Genomic DNA, 21,418 nt, shown 5'->3' with positions numbered 1-21,418 from the left:
GCCCCAGGGCTAGTAATTGGCGATATCGCGCAGCTCGTCTTCGAGAGCACCAATCAGCTCGGCCCGTGACAGTTCATGCAGGTCCTGATGCCGCGACGCTGGCGACACAGGTTCGGGCGCCGCCACCGGCTCCCGGGTTTCAGGCGCCAGGAGCTGGCCCATGAGGTAGTCCGTGACCTGTTCGATGGAGGTGTATTCGAAGCCGAAGGTCGAAGGCAGGTCGATGCTCAACGCCCGGCCCAGCCGTGAGCGCAGGTCCAGCGACATGACCGAGGACATGCCCATGTCGAAGAAGCCCTTCCTGACATCGAGCTCCAGGCCATCGGCAACGCCGAACACCTGCCCCACTACCTCGCAGACCAGCGCCTGCATGGCCCGGCGCTGCTGCAGCGGTGGCAGGCCAATCAGCTCGGCCAGACGCTGATCCGCTGCGCTATCCGCTGCACCCAGGTGTTCGAGCAAGGGCCAGGGCAGCACGCTCAGGTACAGCCCTTTGAGTTGTTGCCAGTCGACATTGAGCAGCCCGCACTGGCCCTGGCCACCCAGCACGCGGGCTATGGCCTGCACTATCTGCGAGCGCTGCAAAGGCTGCAGGCCGCTGCCTTGCATGGCCGTGCGGGCTGCGGCGTCCTGCTCAAGCTCCTGTTCGCTCTGCGTCAGGTGCAGCAGCTGGCAGTTCAACCCCTGGCGCCGGCGCTGTGCATGCACCCACAAGGCATATGCATCGGCAATCGCCGAGCGGGCGAAGCCGGCCCCGCCAAGCAGGGAAGACACGCTGCCCAGGATCAGGAAGAACGCTTCAGGGTCATCGATCAGCTGGTGAACCTGCTGCAAGACCTCAAGCGGCCGAACGCCTTCCTGCATTCGCACGACAAACTCTGGCTCCTTGAGCGCAACCGTGCGCCAGTCAAGATCGTGGTGGATAAAGCCGGCGATGCGGTCTTGCGCTCGCAGCGTCGCGAAGGTGTCAGCCAGGTTTTCCCGGCTCAGGTCCGAGAGGCTGCTGATCGCCATCGCTTCGGGCATCCGCTCAGGCATGTGCAGTTGCCCGGGGCCTCGCAGAGCAGCAGCACACGCTGCACACCCCGCTGCCCGAGCGCCGTCAGCACAGGCTCCAGGTCAGATCCCGGGACGGCATGCAGCACAACGGTTCCGTTCAGCGCCGGCGGCTCCAGGCGCTGTAGCGGGTCGGCTTGATCCTCCACCAGGTATTGCACCTCGACCCGGGCGCCGCTGATCGCAAAGTGATCATGGCCAGGTTGGCCGTGCAACAGCCGGCAGAGGCTGGCGTAGCTTCTTCTGTCGCTGCCCTGCAAAGTCACCAGACCGCCCCACCAGGCAGGCTGCTCCAGGGCGAAGATATGTGCGGCGCCCTGCCAGGTGGCCTGGACAGCGGCCATGGCCGGCGACGCAGCATCACTGGCATGAAGGGCGAACCAGACCGGCTTTGCCGGTGTTCCGACGCTGCCGATCGCACCGGCGAAGGCCTGTACCAGCGCCGCAGAGGCCACCAGGGATATACCGAGGCCGTCGGCCTCCTGAGCCTCAACGCCGGCAACGATCACCCCCAGGCAGGACGGATCGGCCACTGCCCCGCGCAACGCCGAGGACAGTTTGCGGGCCAGAGGTTGTTGCCCGGCGTGCAGCTCGATGACTTCGACCGGACGCTGTTCAGCCGCAAACGCCGCAGCCAGTGGCTGGACCTCGGCAGTGCTCCAGGCCAGCACCATCCAGTAGCCCTCGCGTTGCCGAGCGCCCTCGCCCGGCATCGGATAGTCCTGCCATTGGCGAGCGATCATCGGCAGGTCGAGGGGTGCAGTCTGGAGGTCGGGCAAGTACCACGAACCAGGATGGCCAAACTGCGGACCTTCGAACAGCGCCAGCTGGCAACCCCGGGCATCCACTACCTGCAGGCTGTCGGGTTTGTCGGCGTCATGGCCGGCCAGCACAATCCATACCTGCGCCGGCAGGTCTGCCCATACCTGGAGCCCGGAGAACCCGACCAGCGCGGCGGCGTGGGCGCCTTCAAACAGCTCGACCACACTGGCCAGCAACTGGGTCTGGCGCTCGGCCGCCGTCAGGGAGTGGGCAAAGCGGTACAAGGCCCGCTGCCCGCCCGTGGCCGCACACCCGGACCATGGGCACAGGCCAACGTCCGGCGCCGGCGGTGAAGGCTCATCGAGCATCGACACCCCGCACAGGGTTTCCTCCTGCAACTGCGCTGCACAGTCAACCAGGGTTCCGCTCATGCAGACCTGGCGGCGCTCGTCGCCGGCCCCTTGCAAGGCCAGTTCGAAGCAGGCGTCAGGCGCCTGGGTGAGGTGGATGCTCAGGTGCGAAGTGAGGTGCTGTTCGCCGTGCAGGCGCAGCTGGGCAATCTGCAAGTCGCGGATCTGCTGCACGCCCCGTGGTGTTTCCCGCACCGCCTGGAGCACGGCATCCAGCAACAGGTGAGTCTTGACCCTGTACCCCTGTTCGCCCAGCGGGTCGTAATGCCCGGCCTGGGGAGCGAGAGCCCCCGACCAGTACCAGAGCTGCGCGGCCGGCCGTACCAGCCCCTGCAGGCAAGGATGGCCCGAGGCTGCCCGGGCGGGCTGCACCGCCGTAGCCGGCTGGCCAGCATCGATCCAGTAGTCGTTGAGCTGCCAGGGATAGGTGGGCAACCCGATGGCCTGACAGCCGTCCGGCAAGCGCTCGGGGCCCGGCGGCTGGGCGCCGCGGCCAAAGGCCTCGGCCAGGGTTGCCCAGGGTTCGCCGGCCGCGGGTTTGCGGTCATTGGCGATGGGGCTGCCGGCCAGCCAGGCCTGTAGTGCCTGAGCCAGCTCGCGGCAATCCTGGCCGTGGACGACCAGGCGTTCCTTGAACGCCGTGCGCCGCATCAGCGCGTTGTAGCAGATGGTCTGTGGGCAGTGCTCGGTAGCGCCCAGGAAGGACACATAGCGCTGGGCCAGCTCCGCCAATGCCGCCGGGGTGGCCGCGGACAGGCACAAGGCCACTGGTGCTGTGGCGGGTGGCAAAGGCGCTGTCGCGGGCGCCGTATAGCCCTTGAGCAGCACATGCACGTTAGTCCCGGTGAAACCAAAGGCACTCACCCCGACCACCCGCGACTCCGGCCGGCCCGGCCAGTCCATGGCCTGATGCGCCAGCTTGAGGTTCATGGTCGCCCAGTCGACACGGGTGTTGGCCCGCTGCAGATGGGCTTGCGGGGCAATCCGGCCGTGCTCCACCACCAGGCAGGCCTTGATCAGCGAAGCGATGCCCGCTGCCGCCTCGAGGTGCCCGATATTGGCCTTGACCGAGGCCACCGTCAGCGGCGGACTGTCGGGGCTGGCCTGGCGATAGGCGTTGTGCAGGGCGTTGAGCTCGATGGGGTCACCCAGCACCGTGCCGGTGCCATGGGCCTCGACGTAGCTGACTTGCCCCGGATGCACGCCGGCGTTGGCCAGTGCTTCGCTGATCAGCGCCTCTTGCGCCGGACCATTGGGCACTGTCAGCCCGGCACAGGCACCGTCGTGATTGACCGCCGAACCGAGAATCGTCGCGACAATCGGGTCACGCTCCCGCTCGGCCTGGGCCTGGCGCTTGAGAATGACCACGCCGCAGCCCTCCCCTCGACCGTAACCGTCGGCACTGTCGTCGAAGGCCTTGCTGATGCCGTCCGGGGCCAATGCGCCGGCCTGCCCCATGGATTGAAAGATCGACGCCGAGGCGATGACATTCACCCCACCCACAATCGCGATGTCGCACTCCGCGGCACGCAAGCTGTTGCACGCCAGATGGATGGCCGTGAGCGATGACGAGCATGCGGTGTCCACCGTCAGGCTCGGCCCACGCACGCCGAGAAAATGCGAGAGGCGCCCGCAGATCGCCGAAAACGAACTGCCAGTGCCGTAGTGGGCATCCACGCCTTGCGCGCTACCCAGGACCCGGGTTTCGTAGTCGTGGGAGTTGGCCCCGACAAATACCCCGACCCTCTGTTCCAGCAGCTTCTCCTGAGGGATACCGGCCCGTTCCAGAGCCTCCCAGGCCACCATCAGCAACAGCCGTTGCTGGGGGTCCATGCTCCGGGCTTCCTTGGGGGAAATGCGGAAGAACGCTTCGTCGAACCCTTCGGGGCGCTGGATAAGGCTGGCAAACCGCGGGAAGGTTTCCTCCGGCTTGGCGCCGGCGAGCCGGGACGGCGGTACCGGCCCCACGGTGTCCGTCTGTTCCAGCATCAGCTTCCAGAGTGCCTCGGGGCTGTCGGCCTGGGGAAACCGGCACGCCATGGCCACCACGGCGACGCTCCCCGCGGCGTCGGTCGCCCCGGCATCGACCGTTATCGGGGTGCTGGCCGGCTCCCGGGACAGCAGCCCTTCCAGGTACTGGCCCAGCCGGTTGATGGTGGGATAGTCGAAGCCCACGGTCGCCGACAGCTTGAGGGCGAACTGGCGCTCCAGCATGCGCTTGAATTCAACCAGGGAAATCGAGCTCAGGCCCAGTTCGAAGAAGCCTCGATCCGGGTCCGGGTCGGCACAGGCCACGCCGATGATCTGCGTCAGCAGTGCACCAATCTGCGCCCGCACATCCCCCACCGGCTGCGCCGCTGCGGGCACCTTGGCCGGTGCCGGCACAGCGGCCTGTGCCAGCTGCGGCACGCTCAGCGCCACATCGTTGGCCTGGGCGCAGAGATTGCCCTGGGCGTCATACACCAGTACCTGCGCCCGCAGCTGGGACACGAGCCCTGCCGGCTGCGGCCGCGGCGCCGGGGCAAACCAGAAACGCTCCTGCTGCCAGGGATAGGCCGGCAGCTCCAGCGCCGCCTCCCTGGGTTGGAAGGCTTGCCAGTCGGGACCTGCGCCCCACTCGTACAGGCGGGCAACAATACTGGCCAGCTCCAGGGCGGCGTCGCCCTGCTTATGCAAGGCGCCGCACACCAGCCCCTGGGTTCCCTTATCGGCCAGGGCCTGGTTGATCGACGCCGCCAGCACGGTGTGCGGGCCGATCTCGACGAACAGCCGGTGCCCCTGCTCGATCAACTGTTCGATGGCGCGATCGAAGCGCACGATGCCACGGGCATTCCTCGCCCAGTAGTCGGCATCTGCCAGGATCGGTTCCTCGGGCATCGCGCTGGTGGAAATCCAGGGCGTGTGCGCGGCAACCACCGGCAAATCCTCCAGCCCCGCGCGGATCTGCGTCAGGCACTCATCCATCTGGCAGGAGTGGAAGGCATATTCCGCCGGCATCAGGTAAGTGAAGATGCCTTCGTCATGCAGTTGCTGATCCAGAGCCTGTACAGCCTGCGGGCTGCCGGACACCACACAGCTGTTTCGACTGTTGACCACCGACAGTTCCAGTTGCGGGTTGTTCGCCAGACGCGACTGGAGCGTCGGCGCGGGCAAGCCCACCACCAGCATCCGCCCCTGCCCCAGGGTGTCCTTCATGGCCTGGGCCCGATGGTGGATGACCCGCACCGCCGACTCCAGGTCCAGTGCTCCGGCGCAATAGGCCGCGGCCACTTCCCCCATGGAGTGGCCGACCACCGCCGCCGGGATCACACCCCACTGGCGCAGGCATTCACTGATCGCCACCTGGATGGCAAAGATGCAGGGCTGGGCAAATTCGGTCAGGTGCAGGCGGGACCCACTGGCGTCGCTGCGCAGCTCGGCCTCCACCGACCAGCTTGCCCACTGGGCCAGCGCCTGGTCGCAACGCCGGATCATCGCCAGGAAGGCCGGCTCCCGTTCAAGCAGGTCGCGGCCCATTCCCACCCACTGGGCGCCCTGCCCGGTAAACACCAGCACGGGCCCGCGCCGATCCTCTTCGTCCGTCGTGCAGGCCAAGGTCGGGGCCGGCAACTGCTCCAGCTGGCTCTTCAATTGCGCGGCGTTCGCACCCACCACGGCCGACCGGTAGGGAAAGTGATCACGACGATGAATGGCGCTGGCGACAAAGGCTTGCAATTGCCCATCGTCCTGCTGCGGCAGATGAACGGCATAGGCCCTGGCCTGCTCCACCACGGCCTGCGCGGACCTGGCCGATACCGGCAGGACCCAGGGCCGGCCCTGTGCCGATCGTTCCTGCTGCGGCTGTGCCTGCCGATAGGCGCTGGCATCTTCGAGAATCATGTGGACGTTGGTGCCACTGAGCCCGAAACCACTGATTCCAGCCAGGCGCGGCCGGTCGGGCAACGACTCGATCGCCGTGGGCACCGCCAGCCGGGAACGCTTCCAGTCCACCAGTGGGTTCAACTGTGCAAGATGCAGTTGCGCAGGCACCTCGGCGTGCTTGAGAACCATCATGGTCTTGATCACGCTGGCCATTCCGGCGGCCGCATCCAGATGGCCCATGTTGGCCTTGACCGAGCCCACCCACAGCGGCCGCTCACGCCCCTGGAAGGCACTGTCCAGCGAAGAGAGTTCGATCGGATCGCCCAGGGGCGTACCGGTGCCGTGGGCCTCGACATAGTCGATGTCGTCCACGCTCAAGCCGGCCACTTTCAGGGCCTGGCTGATCACCGCAGCCTGGGCATTGGCGTTGGGCACGGTCTGGCCGGCACTGGCGCCATCCTGGTTGATCGCCGAGCCCCTGATCACCGCCTGGATCGGGTCGCCATCGCGCAGGGCATCTGCCAGGCGCTTGAGCACCGTGACCCCGCAGCCCTCGCCCCGGACGATCCCGTCGGCCGCCGCATCGAATACCCGGCAGCGGCCACTGGGCGAGATCGCCCTGATCTGGCTCATGTAGATCGTCAGGTCCGGCGCCAGCATCAGGTTCACCCCTCCGGCCAGGGCCATGTCCGCCTCCCCTGCCTGCAAGGCGCGACAGGCCAGGTGCATGGCCACCAGGGAAGAAGAGCATGCAGTGGTCACGGTCATTGCCGGCCCATGAACACCCAGGTGGTAGGCAATACGCCCGGCGGCGAAGCTGAATTCCTTGCCGGCGGCATAGTAGGGGTTGATCTGTTCGATGCCGGCCTCGCGGGAGTGCAGTGCCAGGTAATCCATGCCCAGCATGCCGACATAGACCGCGGTCCTGCTGCCTTTGAGCTGCTCGCGGGTCAGGCCGGCACGGGCCACGCTTTCACAGGCGACCTCCAGCAGCAGGCGCTGCTGGGGGTCCATTTCCTTGGCTTCAGAGGCCGAGATGCCAAAGTAATGCGCATCGAAGCGGTCGATGTGCTCGAGGAACGCCCCCACCTTGCTGTAGGTCGTACCGGTTTCAGCAGCGCTCTCATCGTAGATCGCCGCTGTGTCCCAGCGCTCTGCGGGAACCGGTCCGACAAAATCGGTCCCAGCACGAAGGAGCTCCCAGAATGCCTCGGGGGTCGATGCACCTTTGGCAAAGCGGCATCCACTCCCGATGATTGCAATGGGTTCAAAATCCATGGGCGCACGAGCATCCATTCAGTCATCTCCTTCGACTGGGTGTTTAGTGTTTAGAACGCGGGTTTGGCGGTAGGAACCTGCATGTCGCCCAGGTACTTGTGCCAGAGGTGTTCCGGGTCGCTTTCAACCGCAGCGATGATTTCGCGCATCTTGTCCAGCACTTCCAGGCGCTTGCCGCTGTAGACGTCCCCTTGCAGCAATTGCAGGATGTCCAGGCGGTAGCGTGGGTCTTGAACGAACGCGGTGAAGAGGATGTTCAGGCGGTAATAGAGCGTGATGAACTCATACCAGTTCTTGATGCCATTCCTGATCATGCCTTCGTAGTGAGTGAAACTGGACTTGCTAAAGTCGTTGTTCTTCACCGCCTCGATGATGTCGCCGCTGGCGATGCGCGCACTATTGAGTGCAACGCTGACGCCGCTGGAGAAGATCGGGTCGACGAACCGTGCGGCATCGCCGATCAGCACGAAGCTGTCGCCACAGACTTCTTTCATGCCGTAGCTGTAGTCCGCCTCTTTCTTGAACGGGCGGACCTGCTCCGATGCCTTCAGCGCGTCATGCAGGTTTTCCCGGGTCTTCACCGCTTCCCAGAAGAACTCTTCATAGGTGAGGTCGGAGTTGGTGTAGTTCTGCTTCTGCGTAACCACGCCCACGCTGGTAATGGTTTCGGTGATCGGGATCTGCCAGACCCAGGTATTGGTCATCGGCAGGAAGTGAATGAAGATGTAGTCGACCTTGTCCGGGCTTTGCGTCGCCGACTTGCGGTCGAAGTTGTCGAACCAGGAGTGAATCGCGAACTGGTTGAAGACCGGGTCCTTTTCTCTCAAGCCCAGCCGGCGGCCCAGCAGCACGTTGCGACCGCTGGCATCCACCACCATCTTCGCCTTGATCTCCACGCTGCGCTTGCCCAGCTTGGCATTGACAATGACATTGCCCGGGCTGAGAAACTCGACGTCAGCGATCTCCACGCCCTGGAAGACCTTGGCCCCCAGCGAACCTGCGTGCTCCAGAAGAATGCGGTCGAACTTGCCGCGGTCGACGTGGAACGTGAAGTCGCGATCGACCCCTTCCTGCTTGCGCTCGTTGAAGAGGATTTCCGCCGAACGGAAATCGTGGTCCAGCCCCTGGAAGCCCATCTTGTCTTCGGGGCCGGAATCTGCCGAGGTCCAGGCAGCGCCGAACTTCTTCGGGAAGTTGGCTTTCTCGATCTTTTCCATCACCCCGATTTCCAGCAGCACCGGAGTGGTGGCCGGTACCAGCGACTCGCCAACATGCTCGCGCTCGAACAGTTCTTTTTCGAACACCGCGCATTTGACACCGGCTTTTGCCAGGTAGGAGGCCATGGTCGAACCCGCCGGCCCGCCACCGATAATCACTACATCATAATCATGATCGCTCATTGCCCACTCCCTGTTAGGCGCACTCGGCCTTTAGTTGCTCGACAGTCCTGGATATTGCATTCAGGTCTTTAAAATATTTGCCGGTGATATGGGTACTTGGAATCAAGACACCCATTTCATCCCTGATGTAGACCATGAGCTTGACGATATTCATCGAGTTGAGAATGCCCCACTCCAGTAGTGGAGTCTGGTCATCAAGCTCATCTTCCTTTGCACTTGGCCCGATCAAATCTTCCATGATGTAGCGACGAATCTTTTCTTTAACTTCCTCTCCGTCCATAGACGTACGCTCCTGCATTCGACAATCGTGGGTTGGGAAAACCCGTCTACAATCCTCAATAAGAATGCACTTGTGAATAGCCGTTTTTGCAAAAGGCCTTTGCATATCCGCAAAGGCAAAACAGCCCCGACAACATCGAAGCCAACACAACTTAACGATGTTCCACAGGCCTATATGACAGCCTTCAGAAAGTCATCTTCGAGCGCCCAAGCATAGTTTTGGCGTTCTGCGCAATTAGCCACTAGAACTATTTTTGTATCCAGATAGTGCAAACCAAGCCTTGCACTTGGACGGTGTTCCGCTCTGCGCCGGGTAGAGCTGTGGCGCCTGAAATGTTATGAATCAATTTTTCCAAAGCCAACTAATCATGGCCCCAGCACTGCTTGACAAACAAAAAGCCTAGTCGTACTAAGGAGGCTGTCATGATCTATTTGTAATTTGCCTTTACAAAAATAAGACACTAAAAATTCTAAAAGGATTTAGGAATGAAGGCGCTAGGCGTTGTCAATGACATAGACCTTTATATATCCGTAACTAAAACGGGTAGTTTCTCCGAAACAGGAAGACTACTTGGCATCCCACCTTCTTCGGTGATGCGCAGAATCAATAGCCTCGAAAAAGAACTTGAAACCTGTCTATTCAATCGATCGACAAAATGCTTGATACTTACCGAAACAGGCCTGCTCTTTCTCGAACATGCAAAGAACATCTCGAGATGCATTGGGCATGCTAGATCAGAAGTAAAAGAACACACTGCATCGACCCTAGGCGTTCTCAAGGTTTCAGCACCCGTGGCCTTTGGACGGCGCCATGTAGCGCCTTTATTGAGCAGAATACTGAACCATCATCCCGGTTTGAAAATTGAATTCTCGCTTAACGACAAAGCTCTCGACCCCAGCATCGATAACGTCGATATCTGTATCAAGCTGGGCATATTGCCGGACAGCAATCTGATTCCAACGAAACTTGCGGATATGCGGCGCGTGCTCTGCGCAAGCCCGGAATACATCCGGCAACACGGCTGTCCGCAAACTCTTGAAGACCTGTACCAACATGCCTGCCTGATCCACAGCACCTGCAGCAACTTCTCACTGACCTGGCAATTCAAGGTCGATGGCCTGCTCAAGAAGCTCATGCCCAGCAGCCGGCTATCGGTCAACAGTTCCGAGTTGCTGGTGGACGGCGCCCTTCAGGGCATAGGAATCATCCACGCGCCCACCTGGCTGGTGCATGAACAGATCGCCAGCGGCCAACTGGTGTCGCTGCTCGACGAATATTGCGAGGCCGATCCGCAACAGGGAGCGATCTACGCACTGAGGGCACGCAGCAGCGTTGTCCCGGCCAAGACCCGCCTGTTCATCAATGAGTTGAAACGCTCGATCGGCAGCACGCCTTACTGGGACTTGCCGTTTGAAAAGGAAATACCGCAGACCCTGGCCACCCTGCATTTCGATACCGCAATGCATTCAGCGCTTTCCAGAGCGACCACCTTGCAAGACAAGAGCCAGACATCATGAATCAGTACGACGTCATTATCATCGGTAGTGGTATCGCCGGCGCGCTGACCGGCGCCGTCCTCGCGAAGTCCGGGCTGAACGTTCTGATCCTCGACTCGGCCCAGCACCCACGATTCTCCGTCGGCGAAGCGGCGACACCGGAAAGCGGTTTTCTGCTGCGTTTGCTCTCAAAGCGCTTCGACATCCCTGAAATCGCCTACCTCTCGCACCCCGACAAGATCATCCAGCACGTCGGTTCGAGCGCCTGCGGGATCAAGCTGGGCTTCAGTTTTGCCTGGCATCAAGAGAACGCGCCGTCGTCCCCCGACCACCTTGTGGCCCCGCCGCTGAAGGTGCCGGAAGCCCATCTTTTCCGGCAGGACATCGACTATTTCGCCCTGATGATTGCCCTGAAACACGGCGCCGAATCCAGACAGAACATCAAGATCGAGTCGATCAGCCTCAACGACGACGGGGTCGAGGTGGCATTGTCCAACGCCGCCCCCGTCAAGGCCGCGTTCATCATTGACGCTGCTGCCCAGGGCTCTCCGCTTTCCCGCCAACTTGGCTTGCGCACCACCGAAGGGCTGGCGACCGACACCTGCTCATTCTTCACCCACATGCTCAATGTGAAGAGCTACGAAGATGCCCTGGCTCCGTTGTCCCGCACTCGTTCCCCCATCGAACTGTTCAAGAGCACCTTGCACCACATCTTCGAAGAGGGCTGGTTGTGGGTCATCCCCTTCAACAACCACCCGCAGGGCACCAATCAGTTGTGCAGCATCGGCTTCCAGTTCAACAACGCCAAGTACCGTCCCACCGAGGCGCCGGAGATCGAGTTTCGCAAACTGCTGAAAAAGTACCCGGCCATCGGCGAACACTTCAAGGATGCGGTCAATGCCCGGGAGTGGATCTACGCGCCGCGCATCAACTACCGCAGCGTGCAAAATGTCGGGGATCGCTTCTGCCTCCTGCCGCAAGCCACAGGGTTTATCGACCCGCTGTTCTCCAGGGGGTTGATCACCACCTTCGAGTCCATCCTCAGGCTGGCCCCCAAGGTGCTGGACGCCGCCCGCAGCAACCGCTGGCAACGGGAACAGTTCATCGAAGTCGAGCGCCATTGCCTGAACGCGGTGGCGACCAATGACCAGTTGGTCTCCTGCTCCTATGAAGCCTTCAGCGACTTTCACCTGTGGAACGTGTGGCATCGGGTCTGGCTCAGCGGCTCCAACCTGGGCAGTGCCTTTCTGCAAAAGCTGCTGCACGACCTGGAACACAGTGGCGACGCCCGCCAGTTCGATGCAGCGCTTGAGGCGGTGCGCTTCCCTGGCTGCCTGTCCCTGGACTCGCCCGCCTACGAAAGCCTATTCAGGCAGTCGTGCCAGGTCATGCAACAGGCCAGGGAGCAAGCCAGGCCGGTGGCCGAAACCGCCAACGCGCTGCATGAGCTGATCAAGGAGCACGAAGCCGAGTTGTTGCCCCTGGGCTATTCACGGATATCCAATCGTTTCATCCTCAAAGTCTGAATGCCTGAGTGATGCCCGGGGCCGGGTGCCGGTGTCTGTGACCGGCAGCCAGCCCTGGCGATCCACCCGTCCGCCGAAAACCACAACACTTCCCGCGCAAAAACCCGGATAATGCCCGCCATTTTTTGCTTTGTGATGCCGGTGCCCCCCATGGAAATCAAGGTCAACTTTCTCGACAACCTTCGACTTGAAGCCAAGTTCGACGACTTCACGGTGGTGGCCGACCAACCTATCCGCTACAAGGGCGATGGTTCGGCGCCGGGTCCGTTCGATTATTTCCTGGCTTCTTCGGCGCTGTGCGCGGCGTACTTCGTCAAGCTGTACTGCCAGACCCGCAATATCCCCACCGACAATATCCGCCTGTCGCAGAACAACATTGTCGATCCGGAAAACCGCTACAACCAGATCTTCAAGATCCAGGTCGAGCTGCCGGCGGACATCAGCGACAAGGACCGCCAGGGCATCCTGCGTTCCATCGACCGTTGCACGGTGAAGAAGGTGGTGCAGACCGGCCCCGAATTCATCATCGAGGAAGTGGAAAACCTCGACGCCGATGCCCAGGCGCTGTTGATGCCGCAATCGGGCTCCAGCGAAGGCACCTACATTGCCGGCAAGGACCTGCCCCTGGAGCAGACCATCGCCAACATGTCCGGGATCCTCGCGGGCCTGGGGATGAAGATCGAAATCGCTTCGTGGCGCAATATCGTGCCCAACGTCTGGTCGCTGCATATCCGCGATGCGCAGTCGCCGATGTGCTTCACCAACGGCAAGGGCGCCACCAAGGAAAGCGCACTGGCGTCGGCCCTGGGCGAGTTCATCGAGCGCCTGAACTGCAACTTCTTCTACAACGATCAGTTCTGGGGCGAAGAGATCGCCAACGCCGAGTTCGTGCATTACCCGGACGAGCGCTGGTTCCAGCCGGGGCGCAAGGATGAGCTGCCCAAGGAGATCCTCGACGAGCACTGCCTGGCCATCTACAACCCGGATGGCGAGCTGCGCGGCTCGCATCTGTACGACACCAACTCGGGCAATATCGAGCGCGGTATCTGCTGCCTGCCCTATGTGCGCCAGTCCGACGGCGAGGTGGTGTATTTCCCCTCCAACCTGATCGAGAACCTGTACCTGAGCAACGGCATGAGCGCCGGCAACACCCTGGCCGAAGCCCAGGTGCAGTGCCTGTCGGAGATCTTCGAGCGGGCGGTCAAGCGCCAGATTCTCGAAGGCGAGATGGCCCTGCCGGATGTGCCTCAGGAAGTGCTGGCCAAGTACCCGAGCATTCTGGCCGGCATCCAGGGCCTGGAAGAACAAGGCTTTCCGGTGCTGGTCAAGGATGCGTCCCTGGGCGGTGAGTTCCCGGTGATGTGCGTGACCCTGATGAACCCGCGCACCGGCGGCGTGTTCGCCTCGTTCGGCGCCCACCCAAGCTTGGAGGTGGCGCTGGAGCGCAGCCTCACCGAACTGCTCCAGGGCCGCAGTTTCGAAGGCTTGAACGACCTGCCGCAGCCGACCTTCGAAAGCCAGGCGCTGATGGAGCCGAACAACTTCGTCGAGCACTTCATCGACTCCAGCGGCGTGGTGTCGTGGCGTTTCTTCAGTGCCAAGGCGGATTTCGAATTCGTCGAGTGGGACTTCACCAGCCAGGGCAGCAGCGGTGAAAGAGCGGCGGCCAACGCCGAGGAGGCCGCGACCCTGTTCGGCATCCTCGAGGGCCTGGGCAAGGAAGTCTACATGGCGGTGTACGAACACCTGGGGGCCACGGCCTGCCGCATCCTGGTGCCGGACTACTCGGAAATCTACCCGGTGGACGACCTGATCTGGGACAACACCAACAAGGCGCTGTTCTTCCGTGAAGACATCCTCAACCTGCACAGCCTGGACGAAGACGGCCTGCGCTCGCTGGTGGAGCGCCTGGAAGAAAGCGAACTGGACGACTACACCGACATCACCACCCTGATCGGCATCGAGTTCGACGACAACACCGCCTGGGGCCAGTTGACCATCCTGGAGCTGAAGCTGCTGATCCACGTGGCCCTGGGGCAGTTCGACCCGGCCAAGGAACTGGTGGAGATGTTCCTGCAATACAACGACAACACCGTCGAGCGCGGGCTGTTCTACCAGGCCCTGAACGCGGTACTGGAAGTGGAGCTGGACGACGAGCTGGAACTGGGCGACTACGAGGCCAACTTGCGGCGCATGTTCGGCAACGAACGGATGGACGCGGTGATCGGCTCGGTGCAAGGCAGCGTGCGCTTCTACGGCCTGACCCCGACCAACCTGCAGCTCGAAGGCCTGGACCGCCACCTGCGGCTGATCGACAGCTACAAGAAGCTGCACGCAGCGCGAGCCAAGTGGAGCGCAGCAAACCGCTGATCAACAGCCCCTTGTAGGAGCGAGCTTGCTCGCGAAGCACTCAAGCACGCCGCGCGCCCCCAGTGAACGCGGCGTTTTTCGTTAACGAGCATCGCGAGCAAGCTCGCTCCTACAATTGGCCAGCCAGTATCCGGGCAAGCTGCTGGCGCAATGGGCCGTGCTCGGCCTCGACATAGGGCGGCGCGGTCTTCCAGTCGTAGAACCACACCGGCATCCGGCGCTTGCCTTCCGGCTCCGAGGCGTAGCGGGGAAAGATATGGCAATGCAACTCAGGCTCCGAGTTGCCGAGGATTTCATAGTTGATGCGCAGCGCTCCGGTGGCCTCGAGCAGCGCATCGCCGATGCGGGCCATGTCCAGCAGGTAGGTGGCCCGGGCCTGGGCATCCAGGTCGTTCAAGCTGGCCACCACCGGGTCCGGCAACAACAGGCAATAGCCCTCAAGAAACTGCACATCGCCCATCACCGCCCAGCCCGAAGCCATGCGGCAAATCACCTTGTCGTTGGCACCCTGGCGGGCCAGTTCTACACGTTGCGAAATCAGCGACATTCATAATCCTTGATGAGGGGGTTCGTCGTTTCGAAGCCATAGTGCCCGAGGCTTGTATCCAGCCGTCGAAAAACCTAGGCCACGCCGGCTGGCCAGGGCTTGCTGTCGTCCCGGTCGGGCGGGCCGTACAGCTCCTGCTCCCAGTCCTCGAACGCCGGCCGTGCCTGGTAGCCCGGATCGCAATACTGGCGGATGTACTGCGCCGCCCGGTGCTCGGCGTACTTGGCATTCACCGGTACGCCCTGCTCGTCCAGCTCCAGCACATTGGCAAAAATGGCATAGGCCATCTCCAGCATGCTCGGCTCGTCCCCGAGGCAACTGCGGTAGTCGACGCCTTCCAGCAACGGATAGCCCAAGGTGCCGTTGGCGACCCAGAAACTGAAGGTTCTCAGTGCCCCGGAAAACTCCGGACTTAGCTTCTTCGGGTAAGACATGCTGATCACTTTCCTTGATAGCGGACCGGGGCGGATTCTCGGGCAGCCACACCGGTAAGGCAAGGCTTCGTGCAACTTGCATCCGTCGGTTTCCATGGGCACGGCAAACCCGTCACAATGTGCCCCCTCTTTCTACCCCTGTGCTGTGCGCCTTGTGCAACGCACTTGCCCCGCAAGGATCGCCCGATGAATTTCCTGGAAAAACTGCTCAGCGTGTTCAAAAAGCCGGCGCCACAAAAGGCCGAGCCCACCCTGCCCGCCGGCGAGCCGGCCGCCGCAGAGGAGCCCTACGCCCAGTACCAGCCAACCCAAGCAGAGCTGGCCGGCATTGCCCTGATGGAGGCCGGTGCCGCCTGCCTCGATCGCCACTGGCAAGCGGTCGGCCACTGTGAGCAAGACGTCCTGGGCTTCGCCATCAGCCCCAGTTTCATGGGCGGCTCGCACTGGCCCTCCACGCGCCAGGCCTATCGCATCGTGCGTCGCAACAACGGCATCATTCTCGCCACCGAGGGCCTGTCCGACCCGTTCGATGGGGTCACAGGTGATGATCTGGGCAATGGTTTCGAGATGGAACTGTTCGTCGAAACCCCGGACATCCCACCCCATGCCCAGGGCGCGGTGGGTGATGTCTATCCGTTCGCCGATAGCTGGGCTTTCGAACTGCTGCGCTGCGTGGCCAACACCACGGCCGATGCCGGTGGCCTCACTGCCCGCCTGCAGCGCTACGGGGTGCTGTCCCTGGAACTGCCCGGCGTCAGCCAGTCCCGCGCCATGAGCGAGCAACTGCCAGCGCATTTCATCAGCGCCGACGACTGCGCCGGGGTACTGGTGGGCGGCCCGGCCCCGGACTTCCCGACACGCCTGGAAGACATGCCGCTGTCCCCCGTGACCCTGGTGCCGGTGGTGCTGATCACCGCCGCGGAGCTGGAGTACGTGCGCAGCGGCGGGGCCCAGGCCCGGGAAGACCTGGCCGCACGCTTGAGCGCCGCCGGCCATGGTCATGTCAGCCATTTGCAGCGCGCCAGCCTGATCTGAACCAAGGAGCCTAGCCGTCCATGTCAGAAGCCGATGCCTACTTTCCTTTCTACCTGTTCGCTGCCCGCTTCCCGAACCAGGCAGAGGCCGAACGGTTTGCCTTCGAACAGTGGGAGCCCGAACCCGCGGCCGACGCCAGCGACGCCGAGTTCAGCGCCTGGGAAGCACGCAACCCCAGCTGGCGCCTCAAACAGGAGCTGGGTTACTACATGGACTCCGATTTCGTCGAGCTGATCGGCAGTGAAGACTGCCCGCAATACCTGGAGTCGCTGACCCGCAGCGACGCCGGAAAACAGCAGCTGCGCACGCGCATCGACTCCGGCTACAGCCATTTCATCATCGTTGGCTGCGAGTCGATTTACGGTGACCACAAATCGATCTCCGGCGGCGCCAATCAACGCCAGCCCGCAAGCACGGCAACCCTGGACTACCTTGGCGAGTTCAACGTGGAGCCCGCATGAGCGAGCTCTTGCAATCAGCGATTGCATTCAGCAGCCCGTAAGGAAGGTGGCTAGATGGACCTCGATTTTGACGATGAAGAAGCGCAGTTCAACGAGTACTACGCTGACTGCACCCCTGCCCTGTATGCCTGGCTCTATATCGCCATCGACATCCGCGACATGGGCCTGACAAAGATCGGGCTGACCACCAAGCGAACTCCGCAGCAACGGATTGCCGAAGGCAAGACCTACAATCCTTTCCTTACCCTGTTCACGGTCTATGAACTGTCCAAGTGCTCCAACGGGACTTCGCGCCGGGAGCTGTCCGACATCGAGCGTTACATCCATTCAAGATCCGTCTTTGGAGAGCCGATCAAGCACTTGGACACCGGCCGTGACTCTGAATGGTTCCCCATACATCCCGAGGAGGCAGAGGCTCAAGTCGACTGGATTCTGGCTCGCCGCGGGTTCTCGGTCGGTGGAAAGAATCTCTACAGCCACTATGAGCGAGATCAAAAATTCAACGGCATCGATGTGCAGCGAATGCGCCAGATCAAGAAAATCTTTCGTCCCAATCCACGGGATCTCCACGATCGGGCTGACAAGGCCGGCATGGACTTCCATGACTATCGTGACTACCACGCTTTCCTGCAGCAGTTTCACGCAAGGGACGCCGAGGGAAAGATCTACCTCTAGCCCGCAGGCCCTGGCGCAGCTGGCCTGAAGCAATAATCCATCAAGCCGATTCCTCTGCCCCGCACTAGATGCTAAAAAGGCCCCCAGCGTTCCCATGCCACCCTTGTCGTGCCAGCCGTACCACGAGAACCACCATGCACAGCCAATACCCGAAAACCCGCGCTCCGTTGCGCCCTCTGCACCTCATCACCCACCAGCCAACGGCGGTAGCAGCATGATCGAAGTCACCGAAGTCTCCATTGCCCACCTGCGCGCCGCCCTGGAATCCGGGCAGACCACCTCGGTGGAACTGGTCCAGGCCTATCTGGCGCGGATCGAGGCCTATGACGGCCCGAACACCGCCACCGCCCTCAACGCCGTGGTGGTGCGCAACCCCGAGGCGCTGAACGAGGCGCGGGCCGCCGATGAACGCCGCGCCAAGGGCCAGACCCTGGGCCCGCTGGACGGCATTCCCTACACCGCCAAGGACAGCTACCTGGTCAAGGGCCTGACGGCTGCTTCCGGCAGCCCGGCCTTCGCCGAGCTGGTGGCCTACCGCGACGCCTTCACCATTGAGCGCCTGCGGGCTGCCGGGGCCATCTGCCTGGGCAAGACCAACATGCCGCCCATGGCCAACGGCGGTATGCAGCGTGGCGTGTATGGCCGCGCCGAAAGCCCCTATAACGCCGCTTACCTGACCGCGCCCTTCGCCTCGGGCTCGTCCAATGGCGCCGGCACCGCCACCGCCGCCAGCTTCGCCGCCTTCGGCCTGGCCGAGGAAACCTGGTCCAGCGGCCGTGGCCCGGCCTCCAACAACGGGCTGTGCGCCTACACCCCGTCGCGCGGGGTGATCTCGGTGCGCGGCAACTGGCCGCTGACCCCGACCATGGACGTGGTGGTGCCTTTTGCCCGGACCATGGCCGACCTCCTGGAAGTGCTGGACGTGGTGGTGGCCGAAGACCCGGACACCCGCGGCGACCTGTGGCGCCTGCAGCCCTGGGTGCCGATCCCCAGCGTCGCTTCGGTGCGCCCGGCCTCCTACCCGCAACTGGCGGCCGGCGCCGCGGCGCTCAAGGGCAAGCGCCTTGGCGTGCCGCGCATGTACATCAATGCCGACCCTGAGGCCGGCACCAGCGAGAAACCGGGCATCGGCGGCCCCACCGGCCAGCGCATCCATACCCGGCCCTCGGTGATCAGCCTCTGGGAACAGGCGCGCCAGGCCCTGGAGGCCGCCGGCGCGCAAGTGCTGGAAGTGGACTTCCCCCTGGTGTCCAACTGCGAGGGCGACCGCCCCGGCGCGCCGACCGTGTACAACCGCGGCCTGGTCAGCAAGGAGTTCCTCCACGACGAGCTGTGGGAGCTCTCGGGCTGGGCCTTCGACGACTTCCTGCGGGCCAACGACGACCCCAAGCTCAACCGCCTGGCGAATGTCGACGGGCCGCAGATCTTCCCCCACGACCCCGGCACCCTGCCCAACCGCGAAGACGACCTGGCCGCCGGCATGGACGAATACGTGAACATGGCCAAGCGCGGGCTCAAGACCTGGGACCAGATCGCCACCCTGGCCGACGGCCTGCGCGGCCTGGAACAGACCCGGCGCATCGACCTGGAAGACTGGATGGACCGCCTGGGGCTGGACGCCGTGCTGTTCCCCACCGTGGCCGACGTTGGCCCGGCCGACGCAGATATCAACCCCGAGTCGGCAGACATCGCCTGGAGCAACGGCGTGTGGGTGGCCAACGGCAACCTCGCCATCCGCCACCTGGGGGTGCCCACCGTTACTGTGCCCATGGGAGTGATGGCGGACATCGGCATGCCGGTGGGGCTGACCTTCGCCGGGCGCGCCTATGACGACTCGAGCCTGCTGCGCCTGGCTTCGGCCTTCGAGGCCACCGGCAGCAAGCGCCTGATTCCACCGCGCACGCCGGCCTTGCATAGCGGCCAGTGACAAACCGGGACCGGGGCCGCAACGGCCCCGATTCACGCCGCGGGTAATCCACTTGCCATTTGACTTGCCTGCACCAGGCTCAGACAACCACCTGACTCTCAACGGCCACCTGGAGCCTATGGAGCAGGTCTTCCAGCGCTGCATCGGCCAGCCGATTCAAGCCTGATCCGGGCGTTTCAAACGCCCCTCATGCAGGCTCCGGCCCAGGGTCTGCAAACCCTGGACTTAACCTCACTCCCTCACTGCTCATCCTCTGGCCGCAATGGCGAGTGCTGCCAATCGAAGTGGGTGAGCAACTGCCGGCACAGGTCATCCAGCTGCGGGTGGTAGTGGTGGGTATGGGGCACGGGCAACTGCGGCTCGCCATGGCCGAAGCCCAGTGCGCGCAGGGCCGTGGCGTAGTCTTCCAGCGGCCCGTAGCCATAGATCAGGTTGTGCCGGTCCCAGACCACGGTGGCCTGTTGCTCGGGCGAGTGGACCCACAGGTCGAAACGGCTGTCGCCACAGAGCAGTGGCTTGAAGTCGTAGATGAAATCCTGAACGTCCTCACGCGACAGCTGCGGGCTCCAGTAGCGTCCGGCTTGCGATTCGTCCCGGGGCGTGTGCAGCACGAACAGCAGCACCAGCGGTTCGGCCAGGCAGCCCAGCAGGCTGAGCAGGACCTGCGGGTCCGAGCCTGGAACGCCCGCCACCACGCGCTGCCCCTCGCCAACGGGGGCCACCACGAATACCGGCGGATAACTGTGCTCGACCCACTGGTTGTCTATCATGTGCCCAAGTCTGTACATAGCCAGCCTGATCCTCCTGATCAATTCCTAGGTTTAGCCAAAACGGCCGCGCATTATGCCGTACCCTGTAGGGCCGCTCACGGCCTGATTGACCCAACAGCCCGCGGCAACACAGCCCATCAAGGACATCCCCTCCGTGCTTCATGCCCTGATCCACAACGGCCAACCACTGGCCCCACAGCAACCCCAGCCACTGGTGCCCTGGTGGAGCTTCACCAAGACCGTGCTTTGCGCAGCGGCCCTGACCCTGGTGCGCGACGGCCTGCTGGGGCTGGATGAGCCGCTGCCCCAGGGCCCCTTCACCCTGCGCCAGTTGCTGCGGCATCAGGCCGGGCTGGCGGACTACAGCGAGCTGAGCGACTACCACGACGCGGTTTTGCGCAACGAGGATGCATGGCCCGGTGCACAGATGCTGCAGCGCCTGGACGCCAGCCGCCTGCGCTACGCCCCCGGCAGCCAGTGGCGCTACTCCAATGTGGGCTACCTGTTCGTGGCGCAGCTGATCCAGCAGGCGACGGACCTGCCCCTGCACCTTGCCCTGCAACAACGGGTACTGGCGCCCCTGGGCCTGTCCCGCACGCGCCTCGCCGTGACCCGCGAAGACCTGCGGGATGTGGACCTGGGCCAGTTGGGCGACTACCACCCCGGCTGGGTCTACCACGGCCTGCTGGTGGGGCCCCTGGCGGAGGCGGTGCTGCTGCTGGATCGGCTGTTGAGCGGCGCGCTATTGCCCCCGGCACTGCTGGCAGGCATGCAGCAGGCCCAGGTTCTGGGCGGGCCGATGGCCGGCCGGCCCTGGGTCGCTCCCGGCTATGCCATGGGCCTGATGGTGGGCAGTGTCGAGTCTGGGCTGACGCTCTACGGCCACACCGGCAGCGGCCCCGGCAGCACGCTGGCGGTCTATCGCGCCAACGTCGCCGGCACCAGTGCCTGCTGCGCGGTCTTCAATCCGGGGAGCGACCAGGGCCAGGTCGAAACCCGGGCCCTGGCGCATCTGCGCCACGCACTGGCGAACTAGCCACAGGGCACGGCCACAGTCACAGTCACAGGACAGCTCGCATGCTGGCATGACTGACCGGGCGCCACGGGCCCTGCCGTTTCGCACAGCGGCT

15 protein-coding genes are annotated in these 21,418 nt (G+C 63.3%); 8 read left to right on the top strand and 7 right to left on the bottom strand.

Translation table 11 applies throughout. From position 1 onward, the window contains the following. Nucleotides 1-9: 9 nt before the first annotated feature. The 4 genes from KI242_RS31790 to KI242_RS14780 are packed head-to-tail and all read right to left on the bottom strand — an operon-like array spanning nucleotide 10 to nucleotide 9,047. The gene (locus KI242_RS31790) at nucleotides 10-1,014 is read right to left on the bottom strand and encodes a beta-ketoacyl reductase (protein ID WP_244868202.1); all 1,005 of its coding nucleotides are present in this window, start codon (nucleotides 1,012-1,014) and stop codon (nucleotides 10-12) included. Next, on the bottom strand, nucleotides 987-7,385 hold the full coding sequence (locus tag KI242_RS14790) for a type I polyketide synthase (protein WP_244868201.1): 6,399 nt from the start codon (nucleotides 7,383-7,385) through the stop codon (nucleotides 987-989). Before KI242_RS14790 ends, KI242_RS31790 begins: the two co-directional genes overlap by 28 nt. Before the next feature lie 32 nt (nucleotides 7,386-7,417). Beyond that, nucleotides 7,418-8,767 (bottom strand): tryptophan 7-halogenase, encoded by a 1,350-nt coding sequence (locus KI242_RS14785; RefSeq protein WP_011061079.1) that lies wholly within the window; start codon nucleotides 8,765-8,767, stop codon nucleotides 7,418-7,420. Between the two features lie 13 nt (nucleotides 8,768-8,780). Then, nucleotides 8,781-9,047 (bottom strand): phosphopantetheine-binding protein, encoded by a 267-nt coding sequence (locus KI242_RS14780; protein WP_212806314.1) that lies wholly within the window; start codon nucleotides 9,045-9,047, stop codon nucleotides 8,781-8,783. Nucleotides 9,048-9,532: 485 nt separating this feature from the next. Between KI242_RS14780 and KI242_RS14775 the strand changes: the two genes are divergently transcribed. From KI242_RS14775 to KI242_RS14765, 3 genes are all read left to right on the top strand, one after another. Beyond that, on the top strand, nucleotides 9,533-10,564 hold the full coding sequence (locus KI242_RS14775) for a LysR family transcriptional regulator (RefSeq protein WP_011061077.1): 1,032 nt from the start codon (nucleotides 9,533-9,535) through the stop codon (nucleotides 10,562-10,564). Next, complete coding sequence (locus KI242_RS14770) at nucleotides 10,561-12,069, top strand: tryptophan 7-halogenase (protein ID WP_011061076.1); 1,509 nt, start codon at nucleotides 10,561-10,563, stop codon at nucleotides 12,067-12,069. The genes KI242_RS14775 and KI242_RS14770 overlap by 4 nt, the downstream gene beginning before the upstream one ends. A gap of 150 nt (nucleotides 12,070-12,219) precedes the next feature. Then, nucleotides 12,220-14,439 (top strand): OsmC domain/YcaO domain-containing protein, encoded by a 2,220-nt coding sequence (locus KI242_RS14765; RefSeq protein WP_015635456.1) that lies wholly within the window; start codon nucleotides 12,220-12,222, stop codon nucleotides 14,437-14,439. Between the two features lie 109 nt (nucleotides 14,440-14,548). Here the strand turns inward: KI242_RS14765 and KI242_RS14760 are convergent, their stop codons facing one another. Beyond that, nucleotides 14,549-14,986, bottom strand: a complete 438-nt coding sequence (locus KI242_RS14760; RefSeq protein WP_011061074.1) for an HIT domain-containing protein — start codon at nucleotides 14,984-14,986, stop codon at nucleotides 14,549-14,551. Between the two features lie 74 nt (nucleotides 14,987-15,060). Then, on the bottom strand, nucleotides 15,061-15,420 hold the full coding sequence (locus tag KI242_RS14755) for a hypothetical protein (RefSeq protein ID WP_015635455.1): 360 nt from the start codon (nucleotides 15,418-15,420) through the stop codon (nucleotides 15,061-15,063). 69 nt (nucleotides 15,421-15,489) lie between these two features. Here KI242_RS14755 and KI242_RS14750 point away from each other — a divergent pair, with 69 nt between their 5' ends. The 4 genes from KI242_RS14750 to KI242_RS14735 all read left to right on the top strand — a co-directional run bounded on the left by KI242_RS14750 (nucleotide 15,490) and on the right by KI242_RS14735 (nucleotide 19,518). After that, complete coding sequence (locus KI242_RS14750) at nucleotides 15,490-16,455, top strand: suppressor of fused domain protein (protein ID WP_053158234.1); 966 nt, start codon at nucleotides 15,490-15,492, stop codon at nucleotides 16,453-16,455. Nucleotides 16,456-16,475: 20 nt separating this feature from the next. Then, nucleotides 16,476-16,916, top strand: coding sequence for a hypothetical protein (locus tag KI242_RS14745; protein ID WP_053158230.1), 441 nt, complete (start codon nucleotides 16,476-16,478; stop codon nucleotides 16,914-16,916). Between the two features lie 54 nt (nucleotides 16,917-16,970). Then, on the top strand, nucleotides 16,971-17,591 hold the full coding sequence (locus KI242_RS14740) for a GIY-YIG nuclease family protein (RefSeq protein ID WP_015635452.1): 621 nt from the start codon (nucleotides 16,971-16,973) through the stop codon (nucleotides 17,589-17,591). A gap of 214 nt (nucleotides 17,592-17,805) precedes the next feature. Then, entirely contained in the window at nucleotides 17,806-19,518 is a 1,713-nt protein-coding gene (locus KI242_RS14735; protein ID WP_053158227.1) for an amidase, read from the top strand. Nucleotides 19,519-19,757: 239 nt separating this feature from the next. Here KI242_RS14735 and KI242_RS14730 read toward each other — a convergent pair whose 3' ends face one another. Continuing rightward, the gene (locus tag KI242_RS14730) at nucleotides 19,758-20,288 is read right to left on the bottom strand and encodes a hypothetical protein (protein ID WP_047336651.1); all 531 of its coding nucleotides are present in this window, start codon (nucleotides 20,286-20,288) and stop codon (nucleotides 19,758-19,760) included. 136 nt (nucleotides 20,289-20,424) lie between these two features. On the opposite strand from KI242_RS14730, the gene KI242_RS14725 reads away from it, so the two are divergent. Then, nucleotides 20,425-21,324 (top strand): serine hydrolase domain-containing protein, encoded by a 900-nt coding sequence (locus KI242_RS14725; protein ID WP_280517150.1) that lies wholly within the window; start codon nucleotides 20,425-20,427, stop codon nucleotides 21,322-21,324. The last annotated feature ends 94 nt before the right edge of the window (nucleotides 21,325-21,418 follow it).

Origin of the sequence: Pseudomonas sp. Eqa60 (genome assembly GCF_018326405.1) — a bacterium.
Classification (GTDB): Bacteria; Pseudomonadota; Gammaproteobacteria; order Pseudomonadales; family Pseudomonadaceae; genus Aquipseudomonas; species Aquipseudomonas protegens.
Note: the sequence above shows the minus strand (reverse complement) of the source record. Positions and strands in the feature narration are given on the sequence as shown.

Excerpts from the sequence above, each read along its gene's own strand:
- KI242_RS31790 (WP_244868202.1), bottom strand. The coding sequence starts at position 1,014 with ATGGCGATCAGCAGCCTCTCGGACCTGAGCCGGGAAAACCTGGCTGAC.
- KI242_RS14790 (WP_244868201.1), bottom strand. The coding sequence starts at position 7,385 with ATGGATGCTCGTGCGCCCATGGATTTTGAACCCATTGCAATCATCGGG.
- KI242_RS14785 (WP_011061079.1), bottom strand. The coding sequence starts at position 8,767 with ATGAGCGATCATGATTATGATGTAGTGATTATCGGTGGCGGGCCGGCG.
- KI242_RS14780 (WP_212806314.1), bottom strand. The coding sequence starts at position 9,047 with ATGGACGGAGAGGAAGTTAAAGAAAAGATTCGTCGCTACATCATGGAA.
- KI242_RS14775 (WP_011061077.1), top strand. The coding sequence starts at position 9,533 with ATGAAGGCGCTAGGCGTTGTCAATGACATAGACCTTTATATATCCGTA.
- KI242_RS14770 (WP_011061076.1), top strand. The coding sequence starts at position 10,561 with ATGAATCAGTACGACGTCATTATCATCGGTAGTGGTATCGCCGGCGCG.
- KI242_RS14765 (WP_015635456.1), top strand. The coding sequence starts at position 12,220 with ATGGAAATCAAGGTCAACTTTCTCGACAACCTTCGACTTGAAGCCAAG.
- KI242_RS14760 (WP_011061074.1), bottom strand. The coding sequence starts at position 14,986 with ATGTCGCTGATTTCGCAACGTGTAGAACTGGCCCGCCAGGGTGCCAAC.
- KI242_RS14755 (WP_015635455.1), bottom strand. The coding sequence starts at position 15,420 with ATGTCTTACCCGAAGAAGCTAAGTCCGGAGTTTTCCGGGGCACTGAGA.
- KI242_RS14745 (WP_053158230.1), top strand. The coding sequence starts at position 16,476 with ATGTCAGAAGCCGATGCCTACTTTCCTTTCTACCTGTTCGCTGCCCGC.
- KI242_RS14740 (WP_015635452.1), top strand. The coding sequence starts at position 16,971 with ATGGACCTCGATTTTGACGATGAAGAAGCGCAGTTCAACGAGTACTAC.
- KI242_RS14735 (WP_053158227.1), top strand. The coding sequence starts at position 17,806 with ATGATCGAAGTCACCGAAGTCTCCATTGCCCACCTGCGCGCCGCCCTG.
- KI242_RS14730 (WP_047336651.1), bottom strand. The coding sequence starts at position 20,288 with ATGATAGACAACCAGTGGGTCGAGCACAGTTATCCGCCGGTATTCGTG.